The sequence below is a fragment of the Microbacterium paraoxydans genome (genome assembly GCF_019056515.1).
Taxonomy (GTDB): domain Bacteria; phylum Actinomycetota; class Actinomycetes; order Actinomycetales; family Microbacteriaceae; genus Microbacterium.
In genome coordinates, this window is sequence record NZ_CP064873.1 from 2,868,331 (window position 1) to 2,886,743 (window position 18,413).

The following is an 18,413-nucleotide window of genomic DNA, read 5'->3' on the forward strand; positions in this document are numbered from 1 at the left end:
AATCATGCCGAAGAATCACGACGTGCAACGAGCCGGTGACCTCGTCCCGGTGAAGTTCTCCCGGCTTACCCGCCGAGGTATCCTGCTCGGGCTGTCGCTGTCGCAACTGGTTGCTCTCGGTCTCGGGGTCGGCACGCTCGTGTGGGCGTTCTACGCTGGCGGCGGCATTCTCATCGCGTTCTCCGCACCCGTGTGGCTTGCTGCGGCGGCCGTGGTGTGGATCCGGATCGCTGGACGCGCGATCGTCGAATGGCTCCCCGTGGTCGTGTGGTGGGTGTGGAAGACCACCGGCGCGCAACTTCTCTACCGTCGACGAGTTGTGAAACCTCGGCCCGCCGGGACTCTTGCGCTCCCTGGCGATATGGCGCGGCTCCGCGAGTACGACGACCCCACCACGGGCGCAGGGATGGTGCATGATCCGACCGCGGAAACACTCACGGCGATCGTTGCCGTCTCGCATCCCGCTTTCGTGCTCCTCGACCCCGGCGAACAGGAACGCCGCGTCAGCTCTTGGGGCCGCGTGCTCGCAACCGCCTGCCGATCAGGACGCATCTCGATGCTCCAGGTGTTGGAACGGACGCTGCCCGACTCTGGGACAGGGCTTGCCGAATGGTGGGCGTCGCACGGCAACGCCGACGCATCCTGGGCCTCGACCACGTACGCCGAGCTGATCGAACGCGCCGGGCCCGCCGGAGAACGTCACGCGACCACGCTGTCCCTCTCCCTCGACATGCGTGCGGCATCGCGACAGATTCGCACGGCTGGCGGAGGCATTCGTGGCGCGGCGGCTGTGCTCCGTCAAGAGATGTCTACACTCGTGGCTGCATTGCGGTCAGCCGATCTCTCACCGTCGTCCTGGTTGACGTGTGGCGAGATCGCGGTGATTCTGAGGTCAGCTTATGATCCTGCGGTGGCTGCGACCCTTGAACGCCACGGTGAGCTGGGTCAGTCGCTCGCGACGGCCGGGCCGGTGGCCGTCAATGAATCGTGGTCGAGGCTGCGCACCGACTCGGCCTTCCACGCAGTGCTGTGGATCTCGGAGTGGCCGCGGTCGATGGTCTACCCCGGGTTCCTCGCGCCGCTGCTGCTCTCGACAGGGATTCAGCGGTCGTTCTCGCTTCTGTGCACCCCGATGCGCTCTGATCAGGCGGCGCGCGACATCCGCAAGAAGAAGACCGAGTACATCTCGGATGCTGCCCAGCGTCAGCGGATCGGTCAGATCGAGGATGCATCGCAGACGGCGGAATTTCACGACGTGTTGCAGCAAGAGGCCGACCTCACTGCCGGGCACGGAGTACTCCGCTACACGGGTCTCGTCTCAGTCTCAGCACGTACCGCAGACGACCTCGACGCCGCAGTCGCCGCCATCGAGCAAGCGGCGATCCAGGCCTCCTGCGAGACACGTCTCCTCGTCGGCCAGCAGGCGCAGGCGTTCACCGCGGCTGCGCTGCCGCTGTGCCGCCAAGTCTGAGTACGAGTTACCGCACCGCAGTCCCGCCTCATCAAGGCATGAGCAACGCAGTCGGTAGTATCTAGATGGATGACAAGTATTCAGGAGGGCCATGGGATTCATCGAGCTTGCTCTGAAAGGTGCCCCTAAGATCCTCAAAGCAGGCCCGAAGGTCCTGGTACCTCTCGGTATCGGTGCGGCCACAGCAATTGCCGCCGCTGGCAAGGGAGTCGTCGACCTGTCTCAAGGTCGGACGATGCGAAAGGAAGCCGCCGCACGGCTTGAAATCGCACTTTCTGACTGTGAAGTGGTTCGTTTGGACACTGAGATTGCTGCCCGCAGTTACGGCGAGTTCCAGATCACGGTCCACCGCGAGAACATTGGCCGTTTCGCTGACTGGTTGGAACGGAATGAGGCGCTTGTCAAGCGGCTCAATTTCAAGAAGGTCGATGGCGTACGTATCCGCGTTCCCAATATTCCCAAGTATGTGGCTGGGACGCAGAACATAACCGCAGGCGTGTCCGGCGTAGTGAGCGCAGTTGGCGCTGGCGCGGCCGCTCCAGCGGCTGCGATCTGGGGCGTTTCTACATTCGCCTCCGCGGGCACTGGTACGGCAATTGCGTCTCTTAGTGGCGTTGCCGCCCAGAACGCAACTTTGGCTGCCATCGGCGGTGGCACAATAGCGGCTGGTGGTGGAGGGATGGCCGCCGGGGCAGCAGTTCTCAGCCTCACCGCTGCGGTCCCAGCGCTCCTGGTCGGTGGATTCACCATGGGCATTGTTGGCGCTAAGTCGAAGACTAAGTCTAAGAACTACGTGGCATCAGTGTCACTAGAGATTGAACGCATTGCGCTTGCACAAGAAATGCTTGGAGCAGTTGAACGACGCATTCAGGAGCTTCGCAATCTGCTCGCACGATTAGCAGAACGCGCTAGCTCGGCGATCGATGCACTGGAACGGGTGGAGTTTGACCCTGAACAGCATGCCAGCGAATTCTTACGTGCTCTCCAACTAGTTACAGCTGTGAAGGAAATCCTGAACACACCTGTCCTCGACCCCAAATCAGGGGAACTAACTGAGGCGTCAATCGAAATACTGAGGAAGTACGCATGAGCGCATCTAGCTCCGTGGCAGCAATGTTGCCCAAGCCTGGCCCCGCAATGGTTGTTGACACATTCAACCTCGTCATTGCTTCAGCAAACAAGTGGGTCCAGGTTGTCGCCGAAGAGAAGACTCGCCGGGAGGAGATTCGCGTTTGGGAACGGAGCCAGATCGAGATCATCCATGTGCAACGTGACTTCCTCCTCACCGCCCTCGATCGGACATTCGATGAGCGGCGCGAGAACTTCCGACGATTGTTCGACAACCTTGACTCTGCTCTGGTCTCGGATCAGGAAGATGCAGGCGCGCGAGTCTCCGAGCTACTTTCCGCTATCACGGAACTGGCCCAGACAAGCCCCTTCAAGGACCTAAAGAGCCCGGCGCTCGTTGTTCAAGAGTTTCTCCAGAGCGGAAAGGTCATAGAACTCTAAACCGAGCCATGCGGTGGCGATTCCTGAACGGAAAAGCGCTCATTCGCCGCTTCCATTCCTGCTGGGCTCGTCCCGGCAGTGTTCGACGCGCTGGCGACAGATCTCCAATGTTGAGGACGGTTCCGAGCACCTCCTGTGTGTCAGGTACTGACTCAGGAGGTCGCAATGCCCACGTTCTACGATCCCGGCGCTGATGCCGGTGAAGCATCCGAGGCGCTGCGCGGGCTCGCGCATGCGTCGCGCAACTTTGAGAACCCCCAGGAACTCTATGGCGTGCTCGGCGACCTGCTGTCGGGAGTCCGTTCGCTGAGGCAGGTGCTCGATCAGCTCGCTACTGCCCACATCAGCAATCGTGCCCGTGCGTTCGACGATCACGGCGACCATGCCATTGGGTCGACGGATGCGCTCGCTGCCGCCGATGAGCTGCACCAGGCGGCGACATTCATCGACCAGGCCGAAGAGCGACTGAACGCCGCAGCATCCGCAGCGAGTCGTGTCGCCTGGCACGAGGCTCCCGCGACAGACATCACCCCGGCAGATCGGTGGGTCAACGTCGTCTTCATGCAAGGTGAAGAAGCCGACGAAGTGCTCGACATGATCGACGCTGACGGCCCTGCTGCCGGGCTCGACCACCTGAAGAGCTGGGATTACGGGGACGAGACCACGAGCGCGGCGATGGAGAACGGGTACGTCTACGATGAGCCGCCAAGCGGGCCATTGGAGCACGAGCTGCGCGAGGGTGATTACCATCTCGCCTATAGCCACAGTTTCGACCACGTTGCCCTTTATCGACTCCACGCCGTCGAAGCCCAGGACGGACTTCCGAACGAGTCGCGCGGCCTCGATGCGCGCCCAGTGGCGCCGCGCCACCAGCGGGCATCCTGGTTCGAGCCTGCGAACATCACGGCACTCAAGCACCAGCGAGGGCTGGGGTTATGAACCGGGATGACGCCGAGCGGCTCCATACGGCGGTGCTCGTTGCTCCAGCATCCGAGAAGCGTCGAGTGCGCAAGCAGCGTCAAAAAGCGGCCGCAAAGCTACAGATCGAGCAGCAGCACTCTGAACGCGAAGAAACCCGCGCGAAGTATTCGGCAGAGTTGGCTGCGCGTCGGGGCACATCGTATCTTCCCTCCGCTGGGGAGCCTGGCCCGGCTCAGCTGCGTTCAACAGGCAGGTTCCGTCTACCCCGGCATCAAGACACCTCGGCCACCCTCGCAGGGGCGTACCCGTTCCTCGCGGAGGGCGGGCTCGGTTCCGATGGCGTCTTCGTCGGCCAGGATCTGTACTCCGGTGGTTCCTTCGTCTACGACCCGTGGGTGCTGTACGCCCGTGGCATCATCACTGCTCCGAACCTCGTGCTCGCGGGCATCGTAGGCTCTGGGAAGTCCAGCTTGGCGAAGAGCCTCTACACACGGTCCCTCCCATTCGGGCGCCGCGTTTACGTGCCAGGAGATCCGAAGGGCGAGCACACGGCCGTCGCCGAAGCTGTGGGCGGACGAGCGATCGTACTCGGGCACGGGCTCACCACGCGACTCAATCCGCTCGACGAGGGCTACCGCCCCTCAGGTATGAGTGATGAGAGCTGGGCGTCCACCGTTGCCTCGCGGCGCCGCGACCTGATCGGTGCACTCGCTGAGACGGTGCTCAATCGTCCCCTGACACCGCTGGAGCACACGGCGATCGATACCGCACTGACCGAAGTCGTGCGCAGCAATGACGTACCGATCCTTCCGATGGTCGTTGAGCACATCCTTGCGCCAACCGCTCGCGCAGACCCCGACGGCAGACTTGCCGAAGACGGGCGACTCGTCGGGCACGCGCTCCGACGGCTCGTTGCCGGGGACCTCGCCGGGCTCTTCGACGGCCCGTCAACGGTGGCCTTCGATCCCACGTTGCCGATGATTTCTTTGGACCTGTCACGGGTGACGGAGAACTCGACACTGATCTCGGTGCTCATGACCTGCTCTTCAGCGTGGATGGAGTCCGCGCTGCTCGATCCAAACGGCGGTCAGCGCTGGTGCATCTACGACGAGGCGTGGCGGCTGATGTCCCACCCGGCACTGTTGCGTCGGATGGACGCTCACTGGCGACTCGCGCGCCACTATGGAATCGCGAACATGCTGATTTTCCACAAGCTCACTGACCTGGAGAACGTCGGTGATCAAGGGTCCGCAATGCGCGCTCTGGCGAACAGTCTGCTGGCCAACGCTGAAACGAGAATTATCTATCGGCAAGAGTCCGACCAGCTCGGCGTCACCGCGGGAGCACTCGGGCTCACTGGCACCGAGCAGAAGCTGTTGCCTGGGCTCGGCGTTGGCCAGGGCCTCTGGTGCATCAAGGACCGTTCATTCGTCTGCCAGCACCAGCTGCACCCAGGCGAGTTGGAACTCTTCGACACGACCGGCCGCATGATGAATAGCGGCAACGCCTAGAAGCTTCGCGACGGAATCGCAGATAGTGATCGCTCTCGCTAATCGGCCCCAGGCCGCCCAAGAACCGCGATCGAACAGTCATCCTTAGTTGCGTTGCGCACCCTGATGTCCACGAACTTCCGCCACTGCTTCTTGTGTCTTGAGTTCTGACTCAGTCTTGTGGGCGCAGCCCCGACGGCCATAATCATCTTTGCACAGGCCGTTGCCAGCTGACCTGTGCGCGCGTCGAAGAGACTATCCCCAGCACCATCGCTCATGAGGATAAAGCCCGTCACTCCTTGCAACGACCCCCGAAAGAGCCGCATCGACCCAACGGCACCCTGAGAAGTCACGAATGTCGTCTGATTAGCGAACTCGCTGTTCTCTGGAGCGGATATGACGTGCATCTCCCCATCCTTGAGGTATCCGATCACGCCGTCACCGACATGCGCGCCAAGGAACTTGTCGCCGGACACGGCAACGCCGAGAAAGGTTGAAGCAAAATCGTGAACGTCACGATCGTGTCGCTCGGCGAGCATGTCGACTTTGGCGAGAAGTCTCTTCAGGAGGTCGATCTTGATCTGGCCCCCGTCAACACTTGCGATCAGACTCTCAAACTGCTCAACCAGCGCGGCACACCCTTCGTCTACCACCATCTGCGCGCCAAGCTCGGAATGCGAAGCTGACCCCGCGCCGTCAGCTAAACAGATCGCCTGGACACCTCCGCGCGAAAGGTATTGTGTCCGGTCCTGCCCTCGGGTTCCGTCGAGTTCATGTCCTCGGCCACGCACCTGATGATGGAACTCATTGAACACTTACAACTCCGCCCAACCAGCCAAGCCCTCAAGATCAAGCTTGACAGTGTCCCCAGGTGTGGACCGGGACACGCGGGAAACAGACTTCGACAGCCACTCAAAGAACTCCTTGAAACTCAGTCCTTGGAGCCGAAGCGGAGGACGGTTCGGGCTGAATCGTGCAAGCACGTTCATGTCAGCGTCGGCGCCAATCCCGATCGGGAAGACGGTGAGTTTCTTCTTCGCCACCAGTTCCGTCACACGGAGAACTGCACGTTCGAGTTCCTCGGGACGCCCATTCGGCTGTCCGTCGGTCATCAGAACGAGCCACGGCTGGTAGTAGAGAACACCTGCGTTCGAGTAGGTGGACTTGCGCTTTTCGAGCGTATCGAGCGCGAGATTCACTCCCTCGCCGAGGGCGGTGCCACCTGTCGCATCGATCGCATCGATTCGATGCAGTCGCTCAACACTCGCAAAATCCTGGATCAGGCTTTCAGACGAATTGAACTCAACGATGCTCACCTCGGCGGCGTCATGAGCGTCGTCATCTTCGTCGATCGCGTCGTAGAAGAGGTTGACACCTCTGACAAGCTCTCGGATCTTCTCCCCCATCATTGATCCGCTCGTGTCGAGGCAGAGGGCAACAGGGACGCGCGGGGTTGGGTTCTCGACGAGGTCGTCGACTCCGATGTTAAGTGCCATGGGATTACCTTTCAGTTGTTGTGGTCAATTAGTGCTGAGTCAGGAGGTCAGCCAGGAGGCGAGTCTCTGCCAGAAGCTCTTCTTAGACGGAGCTGCTGGCTTAGCCGAGGAGTTCGCTCGACTCGGGACCGGGCGCGGTGGGCGCGAAGCAGTCGACCGCGGTGGACATGGCTTCTTTGTCGCGGCCTGATGGGACTTCGGGATATCGAGCCCCTTGGCTAGGAACCACCGCTCATGATCGAAGGTAATGAAGGGCTGGCGGCACTCAATGCAGAGTCTTGCTGGATTGAGCTCGGCTGCCTTCTTGACGCATGCCTCGCAGCGCCCGTAGGTCAGTTCGGTCTTCACCGTGGGCGTCTTACAGTCCTTGCACGGAACCGGTTGACAGTTCGAGCACCGGCCACCGACCAAGTAGGTCTTGGCGACTTCTCTGTTGCAGCTCTCGCACGTCGCGTAGTTGCGTTTCCGGTTGCAGTCCCAGCAACGACCGTCCTTCAATGCATCAACAGGTCGCGGCTTGCCGCAGTCGGCGCACCTCGACTTGTTCTGATTGCAGTCGTAGCAAAGGCCGGGCTCGTAGTAAGTCTGGCTCTCCTCATCCCATCTGCCGACGATAGCGTTCGGCCGCTTGCACTGCGGACAGTCGCGGATAGGCGTATCCGGACGGAAAGCACGGAATCGAAATGGGTAGACGTCGTTCGACATTGGGTCGAAGTCGTCGTCACCACCGAAGAAGTCTCGGTACGCACGGAACACCGAGAGCCATTCGTTCGCTGTCGGGCGCCGATCGTAACGTGAACCACCTTGACGCTGAAACGTATGCCAGAAGAGACGCTTGACCTGAAAAGGGAGGTGGCTCCACATGAACTTCCAGTTGCCCTCGGGCTGGTCCTGGTCTGACGCTCCCTGGAACTGAAATGCGAACTTTCCTTCCTTGATCAGGGCCGCAAAGTCGCCACCATCTGCACCGGCACGCGCGTAGGGGAACTGACCAGTGATGAGAATCATGAAGAGCATCGTTGCGATAGCGAAGCGTTCTTCTTCGACAGTGCGCAGCGCATCAGCGTAATCGCCGGTGATCGTGGACGCGGTGAACATCGCCGTTCCCACAGGGCAGGGGTACCCCTCCACTTGCCACGAGTCAGCGTCGATGATCCAAACGTTCTTATGCTCGTCGACCATGAGGTTCTTCGGATTGATGTCTCCGAGGAGGATGTTCAGCGAATGAAGGTAGGCGACCTTCTCGAGGAACGAAATACAAACATCGACGAGGTCCGCTTTCGTCCAGGTCGGATACGTCCGTTTGAAGCGAGCAGGACGCATAATCGTCGCTTGGAGTTCCTTCCCAGTAGCCCGCGGCATGGCGTAGCCGACAAACTCATCGTCACCATTCGTGATGATGTGTGTGGGAAAGCCGATTCCTTGCGCTTCAAGCTCATGCGACAGAAGGAGTTCGAGCTTTGCCTTGCGATGCTCGGTTCGATGGTCCTTATCGAAGATTTTGACAACCTGGCTGGGGACACCCTGCACGGCATAAACCGACCCCTCGCCGCCCTCGCCGACCAAGTCACCCAAGACGATTGCACGCCGCGAGTGTGATGACGCAGCGATCACGTTGTCACCAGACTTCGGGATGACGGTGGCTGCGAGCAACTGATCTGTTGGCTTGAGCGTCGTCACACGTTTGAACGCACCGTCCGTCTGTTTCGGAGCAGGCTTCATTGCAGCCCTGGGCTCGCGTCTGCCTCCGGGCCTCGCGTCGACGTCTGCGACGTCGAACGAGCGCTTGAAGTCGTCCAGCAGAGGGACCAGCATCTCCACCTCTGCGTGGTCTTTGGCCTTGGCAAGCCCATCTTCGACATGCCTCATGATCCGCGCGAGCTTTCTCGCGCCGCGTTCGAACAATTCCTGATCGCTGTCGACCGCAATCCGGCCATCCGCCTGTACTGTGCCTGCCACTAGTCGATGCTTCACCTCGACCGAGAGCAGTCTGATTCGTAGCCGCAACGTAATGTCGTTGGTCAAGAGGCACATGTCGTACTGGTCGCCGAAGTGCGTGAAGAGATCGACGAACAGGTCGTCCGCATAGGGGTTTGACCCGTCACCGAGGTCCTTGCGGACGAGTCCGTGAGCTGCCGCAGAGCCCAACACCGTCAGCCACTGGCCAGCACGTCGGACAGCGGCCGCCCGCTCCTCAGTGAACAGTGAGACATCCAGGCTGCTTTGCTTGGCGAGTTCATCGATGACCTTTGACGGGACGACGATGCCGTTGCCGTTTCGGATAGCGAGATCCTTGCAGCGCTCGAACAGCATCTTCAGACCGGCTGAGCGAAGGGTGTCGGTATCCATAAAGACGTTGGTATCGAGGAAGAGTCGACGACCAGTCTTGACGAAGTCCTCAGGCGAAATGACGGCTGCGGCACGGGTCTCTGCAGTATGTCCAGCCGAACCTTCATCGATCGGGGGTCGCGATGTTGGCATTGGACCTGTCTGCGGCGCCGGTGGCCGTGGAATCGCCATCTCACTCCTCCCCTTCAGCGCTTGCACGGAATGTGACATTGCTTTGGAAACGTGCGGCCGAACGGGACGAGAATTCGGTGAGCAGTTCTGCCGCCCTTTCCTGGCTTACCTGGCGCGCACGCTGAAACGCCACTAGTTCGTCGGCAGGGATGCGATGATGCGTCCCAACTTTGACGGCCTCGATACTGCCCGAATCGATGAGCTTCATTAGCGTTGGACGCGAGACGCCAAGCAAGGACGAAGCCTCTGTGGTCGTGTACAACTCCTTAACAGGGACGACCACGGCCCCCGTTCCGTTTTCTGATTCAAGAAGCCGCAGCACGTTCTCTGCGGTCGCGCGCGACAACGTGAGCGTTACCTGCAACGAGTCGCTGGCACCTTGGAGTGCTCGGCGTAGCGCGTTGATCGAGTCTTCGTCTTGCTCGGCCACACTTACCTCCAGTGCTCAACTGTCGCGATCTGTCTCTAACTGCCGCAACTGTAACACAAATGTACTATCTGTAGATAGAGAAAAGTGCGAACGCTGCGAAGCACCGCGCACCTTTCCGGCATGAGCAACCGCAGCAGCAGAGACACCCACTCCGAACAGCCGGTCAATCTTCCGATCGCCAGAGTCCACGTCGATGAACGCGGCGCGATGCAGGTCACACTAGATAGCCAAGAATTCCCACCTCCTGGCTTGGCGTCGAAATGGAATAGGAGTCGGTTCGGCGAACTGCTCGATGCACTCTCCGAGCACCGCACCCGTACTGTGCGTGTCGAGGTGCACGAGCACGACGGCGCGGTGTTCACCGACATTGTTCACGCCACTCGTAGCGAACACGTTGCAAATGGGGCGCCCCCGCCCAGTTCCTCGCGGCGAGCGCGCCTCCGAACAGCGCCTCAACTGATCGAGTTGCGTGGCTCCGGGTTCATCCCTGGCGAGGATGTGGCAGCTGCTCTCACGTTGTCGAACGCGGAAGGTTCTGCCGACGGCACAGCTCGTGCGGTTATCGATCTCAGTCAGATCTCGGACCAGAACGCAGAGATTCTTCTCATCGGCCGCGTCTCGGGAGTCATTGTCGTCGAGCAGTTGCCGTCATGACCAGCCCCCAAGCTCACAGCCGAGGTCTTGGGGATGAGCTGACCAACGTGCTCATGATCGGCCTCTTCGCTTTGTTCGGTATCGCAGCCGTGCTTCGCGGTGCCGGATCAATCGCGGCGTTTCTGACCGGTGTGGAGCAACCAACGGTCGGCTTCGCAGGTGGTGTCAGCGTACTCTTTGACCCTGTTCATCCTGCAGCGGCCCTTGGGGTGCCACGCCTCCACACAGTGCTCTACTGGGTCGTCGCGGCGTTCCTGCTCGGCTTGCTCGCCACCGTGGTTGTTGGGATCTGGATCTGGCTTCGGCGCCACTCGCGCGCAGTCTCTGCCGACCCCCGCAAGCTCGAAGGGACCGCGAGCGGGCACGATGTCGCATCCCGCGCTTCTTCGAAGGCACTCCTTCGTCGTGCAGCCACACTCCGGCCATCGCTTGCGCGTCCACAGGCTGCCGACGTGGGCTACTTGCTTGGACGCTCGCACGGCAAACAAGTCTGGGCCAGTGTCGAAGACTCGATTCTGCTGATCGGTCCGCCGCGCTCAGGCAAGGGTCTGCATGTCGTGATTCCGGCCATCCTCGATGCGCCAGGGGCAGTCGTCACGACCTCGACGAGGCCCGACAATCTCACTGTCACGCTGAAGGCGCGAGAGCGCCTCGGCCCGGTCGCTGTCTTTGACCCACAGCACCTGGCCGAAGGGATTCCTGCCGGGCTGCGTTGGTCACCCATCAGAGGCTGCGAAGATCCGCTTACCGCCATGATCCGTGCGACCGGCCTCGCAGCAGCCACCGAGCTTTCCTCTGGCGGTGTCGAAGGTGGTGGCTTCTGGGAAGGCAAGACTCGGGTTGCGTTACAGGCACTCCTCCATGCTGCAGCCCTGGATCACAGGACCCCTGCGCAACTCTTCCGGTGGACACTGGACCCTGCAGCCGCGGCCGAGGCCGTCGCGATCCTGACCGGCTCACCTCTCGCGGCAACAGGGTGGGCGGAATCCTTGGAAGCGATGCTCGACTCCGACCCGCGCACTCGCGACAGCATCTGGCAAGGAGTCTCGCTCGCTCTGGCAGCACTCGCCGACCCGCGAGTATTGGATTCCGTGAGCCCGTCGGAGGGCGAGCACTTCGATCCGGAGCAGTTCATCCGCGACCGCGGCACACTGTACCTACTCGCGACGGGGGCCGGTGCCGGTAACAGCGCGGCGTTGGTCGCTGCCTTCGTCGAAGACCTCGTTGAGACTGCGCGCCGCATGGCCGCACGCTCCCCCGGCGCACGACTTGATCCGCCGTTGCTGCTCGCACTCGATGAGATCGGAAACCTCGCGCCACTCCCGTCGCTTCCCACGCTCATGGCCGAAGGCGGCGGCACCGGCATCACGACGATGCCCGTGCTGCAGTCCCTCGCGCAAGCGCGAGACAAGTGGTCAGAGAACCAGGCAGCAGCGATCTGGGATGCGAGCATCGCAAAGATCGTTCTCGGTGGGGCATCCAACTCCCGTGACCTTCAAGATCTTTCGACACTCATAGGAGAACGTGATGAGTTCACGAACTCGGTCACGCTCGGCGACTATGGCTCGCGTTCCAATCAACGCTCCATCCGGAGAGTGCCGATTCTGCCTCCCGATCGAATTCGGACACTCCCGTTCGGAACTGGCGTGATCCTCTTGCGCTCCGCACCACCCATCATCACGGATCTGCATCCTTGGCCCCGCCGATCGGACGGGGCCGCGCTCCACCGTAATCGCACTGTCGTCGAGGCACTCCTACGGAGACCTTCACAGTAACGATTCTGGGGACACAAGTGCACCTGCCTACCACAGCGACCGAACGAGGTTGTTCGTCCCATCAATCAGGAAGAACATCATGTCAATCCACACACAAGAATCCGTTTCAGGTTTCATCACGTCAGATCCGCAACTGACAGTCGCAGCCAATGGGAATCCGCGGCTCTACCTCCGCTTTGGGCAAGAGCACTTCCGCCGCGAGGAAGACGGCACCTTCACCCAGCTGGAGTCGAGCTATCACCATCTGGTGATGTTCGGGCGCTCGGCTGAACGCGCTGCAGAGCGCTTCTCGAAAGGCGACAACTTCATCGCTGAGGGCTACCAGCGCCCGGTGAGTTACGAACGCGACGGTCAAAACGTGGAAAGCGAAGAGTTCGTAGCAAAGCGCATCGGCCACGACGCGGCCCGCACAAGGTACGAAGTCGACCGTTCACCTCGACAACCAGCCCGTCGCATGAGCGTGAACCCGGAGCGGGGTCAGGCATTCGCTCCCCAAAGGACAAGTGCCGCGGCCGATGCGCCCACGCTCGGCCGCTGAACCGGATGAGTGAGCTTATGAACGAGTACGATCCCACCGCCGGCACTCCTCGGAACGGAGAGGCTGGTCAGTTCGAACCTGACCTCATCGCAGAGCCACCGCACCCGATCAATTGGAACCTCCTCACTTCCCATGACCTGGAGCAGGAACTTCTCGAACTCAACCTTTGGGTCAATTGGCTTCGCACCGAGTACGGTCTGCCTGCGTCGGTCGTCCCTCCGCTTTGGCATCGCCACCCTGAACTGCTCTGGGAACTCTCTGCACTGCACCTGCACTGGCTCTGCGCATACGACTCAAACCAGGACGGATCGGCCCCCTTGGGTTGGCACCGAGATTTTCAGGATGCGCGCCAACGTCTCCGTGACTGGGTCGCAACAAGCGGAACGCGCCTCGACCGAGATCGCCCGACTCGACATACCGTTTGGCCCGGAGAGGAACCCGCTGCCGACAGCGTGGAACAATCGATCACAGATCGAGACGCCGACTTCGTGCAGTTCGTGCTCGAGCAGGTCGAAGCACGTCGAGCGGCCGAGGATGCGTTCTACGCGAGTCTCGACGAGCACACGGGTGAGATACCAACCTGACCAAGGTCAACGCCAGGTACAGTTTGCCCGGTTGAGTCACTCGTCGGCCACGTCTAATGGATGCTTCTCCTCCATGTAACGCATGCGCCCTACCAGCAATGCGATCAACGCGAGAGCTAGCGGGATGACTCCCGCAATCACAAAGATGACAGGGATGGGAATCAGCAGCGAAAGCGGACCTGCGATGGCGATCGAGACTGGCATGAACGCGATCGAAACGAAGAAGTCGAGACTGGCGACTCGGCCGATCATGTCGAGCGGCACCAACCGCTGCAACAATGTGCCCCACACGACAACGCCCGCCCCGGTTAGTGCGCCGACGGCAAAAAGCGCGGAGAGCATGAGGATCAAATTGTCGGCAACGCCAATGACCACAAGCGGAAGAGTTCCTCCGCCCCAGCACAGGATCATAAACGTCAAGTATCGACGCGGAAGCTTCAACGACGACACGATCAGCGAACCGACAGCCCCTCCTATCCCATACGCGGCAAGTAGGAACCCGAACGCAGCTTCGGCATCCTCGAATCGGTCGCGTGTGAGGAACGGGAGGAGAACTTCGATCGGCCCCTGAACAATGAGCGCAAGCGACGACCCGAAGATCAGCGTCCAAAGCAACCAGCGTGTGCGAGCCACGTAGGCCACGCCCGCACGTAGGTCACTCCAGACGCTCGTGCGTTCTTCGGCAGGAGTGGGCTCAGCGTTCTCGTCACGACGGCTGAGGAACAAGGTGATGACAAAAGCAATTGCGTACGAGGCCGCGACGATAACCGCTCCGATTGCGGGGAAGAACATACCGACGATGACTCCACCGAGGGCTGGGCCGAGCCCTTGCCCCATCGATGGACGGAGCGCCCCTTCGAGCCCATTCGCGGCCAGGAGCTGTTCGGCAGGAAGGACCACGGGCAGGTAGGCGCTGTATGCCGGGTAGAAGAACGCGCTCCCGGCTCCCATCGCGAACGAGGCTGCTGCGACGTGCCATAGTTCGATGTTCTCGGTGAGCGACAGGACCGCCACGGCGGTCATGATCGCGGCCGTTGAGCCCTGCACGGTGATCAGGATCCGGCGTTTGGAGAACCGGTCTGCGACGACCCCGCCGAGAACGGAGAAGGCGAACAGGCCAAGACTCATTCCGGTTGCGACCGCGGAGAGCGCAAGTGGACTGTCGTCGAGTGCGAGCACTTGGAAGACCATGACGATCGTCCACATACCGGTCCCGAATACCTCGATGCCGACGGCGGCAAACAGGAGACGGTAATCACGTGATGCCAATGGGCGGAGTGCGCGCAGCTTGATGGTGTTGCTCATACCAGTGCCTCGCCTTCAGCCATCGCCATCAGATGAATATGAGGCCATTGGGCGACATCCCGCAGAAGTTGCCGGTCGTGGGTCGACAGTACGACGGCCGCTTGGGTAGCCCCGAGTGCCTCGGTGAGTTCGTCAACGAGCGCGATGGAGAGGTGGTTCGTAGGTTCGTCTAGCAGTAGCACGTGCGGGCGTGCCGCGAGGACGAGCGCCAGGTCGAGGCGTCGTTGTTGACCCATCGACAGTTCACCCACTCGTTTGCCTGCCTCGCGCGATCGCAGCAGTCCAAGTTGACCGAGGCCGACCGCCTCAGATGATTGCAGCGTTCCTTGACCGACGAGTTCGTCGAGGCGCCGGGCGTATACCTCGTTCGCCCGGCGATCAGGCGGCAGCATCGTCTCCTGACGAAGAAAACCCAAACGCGTGCCACGGGATGTCCGCACTGTTCCGGTGTCTGGCAGTAGTTCGCCCGCCGCGATACTCAGGAGCGTCGACTTTCCGGCCCCGTTCGAGCCGGTGACCACGAGCCTGCCGCGGTGCGAGAGTTCGAACGACACCTGCTGCACCAACCGCCCGGCAAGGCCCACGTTGTCGACGTTCAGCAGCACCGCCCCTTTTCGTGTGGGCAGGTCAGGGAACTGGAACAGCTGCGGTGGTTCTGGCACCGTCACCGCGTGTGCTTCGAGCGCTTCCTGGCGTCGGTGCACGCTCTGCACAAGCCCGCCCGCGCGCGTCGCGCGGCCGTGCTTCGGTGACCCCTTCTCCGGTCGCCACCCCGACACCAGTCGATTCTGCGCAGCGCTGAGACTGTCCTGCAGCCGCGCTTGCTCCTGCTGCTGGCGCTCGTACTCCTGCTCCCAGCGTCCCCGCTCGGCCAGGCGCCCTTCTCGGTATCCCTCATACCCGTTGCCGTAGATGCGGGGGCGATCATCAGGTGTCGGATCGAGGTCAACAACCGTCTCCGCAATGTCAGAGAGCAGCGCGCGATCGTGGCTAACGATGACGACACCACCCTTGCGCGCGCGGAGTTGCGCGGTCAAGAAATCAAGCCCGCTGCGGTCGAGGTGATTGGTGGGCTCGTCCAGCAATAGGAAATCATCCTCTGCCCCCAGCAGGCAGGCCAAGCGCACTCGATACCGTTGCCCCACAGACAGATCAGCGAGCAATCGTGTCATGTCGGTTTCTGCGTCGAGTGCTTCGAGCGCGACATGTACGCGGCGCTCGGCATCCCACGCGTCGAGCGCTTCAGCACCTTCCAATGCCGCGGCATACTGCTCTGCGGCCTCGCTGCTCCCATCCGCGAGAGCGGCAGCAGCGGCGTCGAGCGTGGCCAGCGCTGCGAGCGGTTCAGCGATTGCCTCCGCGACGGCCTGCCCAACGGTGCGGTTGTCGGTGGAGTTCATCTCTTGTTCAGCGAGCCCGAGCGTGCCGATGCGCTGGATCATTCCACTATCAGGAACCAGCGTGCCCGCGAGCGCGTGCAGAAGTGTGGTCTTTCCGCGACCGTTCTCTCCGACAATCGCCACACGAGACGCGGGAGTGACGACGAGATCGACATGGTTGAGCACCGGGGTTACGCCTCGCATTACGGAGACGTCGGAAGCGGTGAGTTGCGCGCGATGGCGCGCCGGATGACGGTGAGTAGGGGTAAGCATTCAAATCCTTCAGCAAGGCGCACCACGACAAGCCGAACAGCAAGCGGGTACGCGAATGACGGCAGACCCTCCATGGGGCCAGAACAAGCGGCCGCCGCAAGCTCGGAGTTACTCAACGAGCACGGTAGGCCTACTCAACCATCACAGGAAATACAAATGCATACCGTCAATTCTACCCCACACTCACACGGCACCAACGAATCGGGTGCCGACAGCGGCTCCGGAGGCTTGATCGGTCTGATTCGGCCGCACTATCGGCGCCGCTGTCGCGGTCGGTCGGAATCAGTTCAGTGCCAGCTCGGACACTTTCTCGCCGTCACGCCGTTCATCGAGTTCCTTTGCACGCACGCGACACAAGATGATCAGGCTAATGGGTCCAAATGCGATGAATTTCATCGCGTTCCACAGGCTGAGGAGGACGAGGAGATTCAGCCATGCTGGTCCGCCGCCAGCGGCCGAAGATGAGCACCAAAGCGCAAGGCCAAGGTATGGCAGGGCGAGGAGCATGGCAGGAACTCCCCACTTCAACCCACGCCGACTCCGGACCCACCGGAGCACGATGTTGCTCGGTGCGTAGCGCTGCAGGAGCGAATAGATGAAGCTCGTAATCGCCAAGACTGGACGAATCATGATGGGCCTCTCGTCACACGTCGTTCTCCGTCGAGGAAGCAGTGTGTGATCGAACGCCCAGAAGGGCCGCCCCGGAGGGCCCGCAGAGTTGAGAACCTGCTTCAACCTCCAGGGTACGCCGACATTCCGATCGATGAAAGGGCAGCTCGCGCGTACCTCCTGAGCGATGCACAGCGAAGGAGGCTTTCCATGCCAACGCTCACTGCCCTCGCCAAGGACGAAAGAACAGCTCGCCGGCTATTGGCCGTGATCAGTTCACCGGGTGACATCTCAACCGGTGCGCTTCTCTCCCGAGTTGGCGCGGTTGAGGCAATCGCTCTGATCGAGCGCGACATCGCCGTCCCAGGAATGGATGCGGTCGAATCGGCCGTCTGGCGCGATCGTATGCGTCCCCGAGCGGGTGTGGATCATCTTGCCGCACAGACGCTCAGCAGCGACGACTACCGGGTACTGATCCCGAGCGATCCAGATTGGCCGACTGGCATAGGCGACCTCGGCGATCGTGCCCCGTATGCGCTGTGGGCGCGCGGGCGTACGGATCTGCTCGGCAACACACTCTCACGATTCGTCACCGTCACCGGTGCGAGAGCAGCCACAGCGTATGGCACGCACATCACCGAGGGCCTCGCCGGTGAGCTGGCCCGAAACGGCAAGACGCTGGTCGCTGGCGCGGCGTACGGAATCGAAGGATCAGTACACCGTGCCGCGCTCGCCGAAGGGGGCAACACCATCGCAGTGCTCGCTTCCGGGATCGACCGCCCCTACCCCGCGGGGCACAGTGAACTGGTGGCCTCGGTCGCACGCGCTGGTCTGCTGCTTTCTGAGGCTCCGCCCAGCGTCGCACCAACCCGGCAGCGATTTCTGGATCGTTCTCGCATCCTCGCAGCAATATCCGGGGCCACGGTCGTTGTTGAGGCAGGGTTTCGGTCGGGTGCGCTTCACACTGCTCATGAGGCCAACGCACTCGGCCGAATCGTTGGTGCAGTGCCCGGCCCCATCACGAGCGCTGCCAGCTCCGGCACGAATCATCTGTTGCAAGACGGCGGAGCGGAAGTCATTGTCTGCGCGTCGGACGTGGTGCGCGCCCTGGACACTGAAGACGCTCCCGGTCGGAACTCGGTCCATCCGGGAGCGTCTCGATCAGTATCTCCAGCGAGCCGCGCGTTGTAGCGGTTACCTCACTGTGGGAATCTCCACGACCAGAGCCTTTCGCACTTCATCGAGGTCGACACGGATGAGCCGACCGACACGGTACCCGTGCACGGTTCCATCAGAGATTCGGCGTCGAAGAGTCTTGACCGAGACCCCCAGGTTCTCTGCTGCTACTGCCAGTGATACCAGCACAGAGTCCTGGGTTGCTTGCGGTTGTCGAGCGGTCATCATGCGGCCCTCCTGTGAGCTGACTACCTTTGCTTCACAGGTGTCCAGCACTGTCCGG

18 protein-coding genes are annotated in these 18,413 nt (G+C 61.5%); 10 read left to right on the plus strand and 8 right to left on the minus strand.

The window, feature by feature from the left end; genetic code table 11:
- Positions 1-4 precede the first annotated feature (4 nt).
- From IZR02_RS14130 to IZR02_RS14150, 5 genes are all read left to right on the plus strand, one after another.
- The gene (locus IZR02_RS14130) at positions 5-1,471 is read left to right on the plus strand and encodes an SCO6880 family protein (protein WP_025102597.1); all 1,467 of its coding nucleotides are present in this window, start codon (positions 5-7) and stop codon (positions 1,469-1,471) included.
- 91 nt (positions 1,472-1,562) lie between these two features.
- Entirely contained in the window at positions 1,563-2,561 is a 999-nt protein-coding gene (locus IZR02_RS14135; protein ID WP_162817525.1) for a hypothetical protein, read from the plus strand.
- Positions 2,558-2,980, plus strand: a complete 423-nt coding sequence (locus tag IZR02_RS14140) for a hypothetical protein (RefSeq protein ID WP_162817526.1) — start codon at positions 2,558-2,560, stop codon at positions 2,978-2,980. Before IZR02_RS14135 ends, IZR02_RS14140 begins: the two co-directional genes overlap by 4 nt.
- A 165-nt stretch (positions 2,981-3,145) precedes the next feature.
- Positions 3,146-3,919 carry a hypothetical protein gene (locus IZR02_RS14145; protein ID WP_025102599.1) on the plus strand — a complete coding sequence of 258 codons (774 nt, stop codon included), beginning with the start codon at positions 3,146-3,148 and terminating at the stop codon, positions 3,917-3,919.
- On the plus strand, positions 3,916-5,412 hold the full coding sequence (locus IZR02_RS14150; protein ID WP_025102600.1) for an ATP-binding protein: 1,497 nt from the start codon (positions 3,916-3,918) through the stop codon (positions 5,410-5,412). Before IZR02_RS14145 ends, IZR02_RS14150 begins: the two co-directional genes overlap by 4 nt.
- 38 nt (positions 5,413-5,450) lie before the next feature.
- On the opposite strand, the gene IZR02_RS14155 is transcribed toward IZR02_RS14150, so the two are convergent.
- The 4 genes from IZR02_RS14155 to IZR02_RS14170 are packed head-to-tail and all read right to left on the minus strand — an operon-like array spanning position 5,451 to position 9,837.
- Entirely contained in the window at positions 5,451-6,206 is a 756-nt protein-coding gene (locus IZR02_RS14155) for a PP2C family serine/threonine-protein phosphatase (RefSeq protein WP_025102601.1), read from the minus strand.
- Entirely contained in the window at positions 6,207-6,887 is a 681-nt protein-coding gene (locus IZR02_RS14160) for a vWA domain-containing protein (protein ID WP_029989121.1), read from the minus strand. It lies immediately after the preceding gene.
- A gap of 39 nt (positions 6,888-6,926) precedes the next feature.
- A complete protein-coding gene (locus IZR02_RS14165; protein ID WP_081811513.1) occupies positions 6,927-9,446 on the minus strand; it encodes a protein kinase domain-containing protein in 2,520 nt (839 codons plus the stop codon).
- Positions 9,409-9,837: a helix-turn-helix domain-containing protein gene (locus tag IZR02_RS14170; RefSeq protein ID WP_081811514.1), complete on the minus strand. Its 429-nt coding sequence runs from the start codon at positions 9,835-9,837 to the stop codon at positions 9,409-9,411. Before IZR02_RS14170 ends, IZR02_RS14165 begins: the two co-directional genes overlap by 38 nt.
- A gap of 120 nt (positions 9,838-9,957) precedes the next feature.
- Here IZR02_RS14170 and IZR02_RS14175 point away from each other — a divergent pair, with 120 nt between their 5' ends.
- The 4 genes from IZR02_RS14175 to IZR02_RS14190 all read left to right on the plus strand — a co-directional run bounded on the left by IZR02_RS14175 (position 9,958) and on the right by IZR02_RS14190 (position 13,388).
- Positions 9,958-10,491 (plus strand): hypothetical protein, encoded by a 534-nt coding sequence (locus IZR02_RS14175; RefSeq protein ID WP_217316526.1) that lies wholly within the window; start codon positions 9,958-9,960, stop codon positions 10,489-10,491.
- The gene (locus tag IZR02_RS14180) at positions 10,488-12,266 is read left to right on the plus strand and encodes a type IV secretory system conjugative DNA transfer family protein (protein WP_081811515.1); all 1,779 of its coding nucleotides are present in this window, start codon (positions 10,488-10,490) and stop codon (positions 12,264-12,266) included. The genes IZR02_RS14175 and IZR02_RS14180 overlap by 4 nt, the downstream gene beginning before the upstream one ends.
- A 79-nt stretch (positions 12,267-12,345) precedes the next feature.
- Positions 12,346-12,804: a single-stranded DNA-binding protein gene (locus IZR02_RS14185; protein ID WP_081811516.1), complete on the plus strand. Its 459-nt coding sequence runs from the start codon at positions 12,346-12,348 to the stop codon at positions 12,802-12,804.
- Between the two features lie 17 nt (positions 12,805-12,821).
- On the plus strand, positions 12,822-13,388 hold the full coding sequence (locus IZR02_RS14190; protein WP_115642535.1) for a hypothetical protein: 567 nt from the start codon (positions 12,822-12,824) through the stop codon (positions 13,386-13,388).
- 36 nt (positions 13,389-13,424) lie between these two features.
- Here the strand turns inward: IZR02_RS14190 and IZR02_RS14195 are convergent, their stop codons facing one another.
- The 3 genes from IZR02_RS14195 to IZR02_RS17950 form a co-directional block, all read right to left on the minus strand.
- Positions 13,425-14,693: an MFS transporter gene (locus tag IZR02_RS14195; RefSeq protein WP_029989123.1), complete on the minus strand. Its 1,269-nt coding sequence runs from the start codon at positions 14,691-14,693 to the stop codon at positions 13,425-13,427.
- Positions 14,690-16,345 carry an ABC-F family ATP-binding cassette domain-containing protein gene (locus IZR02_RS14200; protein WP_025102607.1) on the minus strand — a complete coding sequence of 552 codons (1,656 nt, stop codon included), beginning with the start codon at positions 16,343-16,345 and terminating at the stop codon, positions 14,690-14,692. The genes IZR02_RS14195 and IZR02_RS14200 overlap by 4 nt, the downstream gene beginning before the upstream one ends.
- A 282-nt stretch (positions 16,346-16,627) precedes the next feature.
- On the minus strand, positions 16,628-16,852 hold the full coding sequence (locus tag IZR02_RS17950; protein ID WP_240183546.1) for a hypothetical protein: 225 nt from the start codon (positions 16,850-16,852) through the stop codon (positions 16,628-16,630).
- 312 nt (positions 16,853-17,164) lie between these two features.
- Between IZR02_RS17950 and IZR02_RS14210 the strand changes: the two genes are divergently transcribed.
- Positions 17,165-18,145 carry a DNA-processing protein DprA gene (locus tag IZR02_RS14210; RefSeq protein ID WP_081811518.1) on the plus strand — a complete coding sequence of 327 codons (981 nt, stop codon included), beginning with the start codon at positions 17,165-17,167 and terminating at the stop codon, positions 18,143-18,145.
- A gap of 3 nt (positions 18,146-18,148) precedes the next feature.
- Here the strand turns inward: IZR02_RS14210 and IZR02_RS18050 are convergent, their stop codons facing one another.
- Positions 18,149-18,358, minus strand: coding sequence for an excisionase family DNA-binding protein (locus IZR02_RS18050; protein WP_345817870.1), 210 nt, complete (start codon positions 18,356-18,358; stop codon positions 18,149-18,151).
- Positions 18,359-18,413: the final 55 nt, after the last annotated feature.

Excerpts from the sequence above, each read along its gene's own strand:
- IZR02_RS14135 (WP_162817525.1), top strand. The coding sequence starts at position 1,563 with ATGGGATTCATCGAGCTTGCTCTGAAAGGTGCCCCTAAGATCCTCAAA.
- IZR02_RS17950 (WP_240183546.1), bottom strand. The coding sequence starts at position 16,852 with ATGCTCCTCGCCCTGCCATACCTTGGCCTTGCGCTTTGGTGCTCATCT.
- IZR02_RS14180 (WP_081811515.1), top strand. The coding sequence starts at position 10,488 with ATGACCAGCCCCCAAGCTCACAGCCGAGGTCTTGGGGATGAGCTGACC.
- IZR02_RS14185 (WP_081811516.1), top strand. The coding sequence starts at position 12,346 with ATGTCAATCCACACACAAGAATCCGTTTCAGGTTTCATCACGTCAGAT.
- IZR02_RS14195 (WP_029989123.1), bottom strand. The coding sequence starts at position 14,693 with ATGAGCAACACCATCAAGCTGCGCGCACTCCGCCCATTGGCATCACGT.
- IZR02_RS14175 (WP_217316526.1), top strand. The coding sequence starts at position 9,958 with ATGAGCAACCGCAGCAGCAGAGACACCCACTCCGAACAGCCGGTCAAT.
- IZR02_RS14190 (WP_115642535.1), top strand. The coding sequence starts at position 12,822 with ATGAACGAGTACGATCCCACCGCCGGCACTCCTCGGAACGGAGAGGCT.
- IZR02_RS14140 (WP_162817526.1), top strand. The coding sequence starts at position 2,558 with ATGAGCGCATCTAGCTCCGTGGCAGCAATGTTGCCCAAGCCTGGCCCC.
- IZR02_RS14165 (WP_081811513.1), bottom strand. The coding sequence starts at position 9,446 with ATGTCACATTCCGTGCAAGCGCTGAAGGGGAGGAGTGAGATGGCGATT.
- IZR02_RS14130 (WP_025102597.1), top strand. The coding sequence starts at position 5 with ATGCCGAAGAATCACGACGTGCAACGAGCCGGTGACCTCGTCCCGGTG.
- IZR02_RS14150 (WP_025102600.1), top strand. The coding sequence starts at position 3,916 with ATGAACCGGGATGACGCCGAGCGGCTCCATACGGCGGTGCTCGTTGCT.
- IZR02_RS14145 (WP_025102599.1), top strand. The coding sequence starts at position 3,146 with ATGCCCACGTTCTACGATCCCGGCGCTGATGCCGGTGAAGCATCCGAG.
- IZR02_RS14210 (WP_081811518.1), top strand. The coding sequence starts at position 17,165 with ATGCCAACGCTCACTGCCCTCGCCAAGGACGAAAGAACAGCTCGCCGG.
- IZR02_RS14160 (WP_029989121.1), bottom strand. The coding sequence starts at position 6,887 with ATGGCACTTAACATCGGAGTCGACGACCTCGTCGAGAACCCAACCCCG.
- IZR02_RS14200 (WP_025102607.1), bottom strand. The coding sequence starts at position 16,345 with ATGCTTACCCCTACTCACCGTCATCCGGCGCGCCATCGCGCGCAACTC.
- IZR02_RS18050 (WP_345817870.1), bottom strand. The coding sequence starts at position 18,358 with ATGATGACCGCTCGACAACCGCAAGCAACCCAGGACTCTGTGCTGGTA.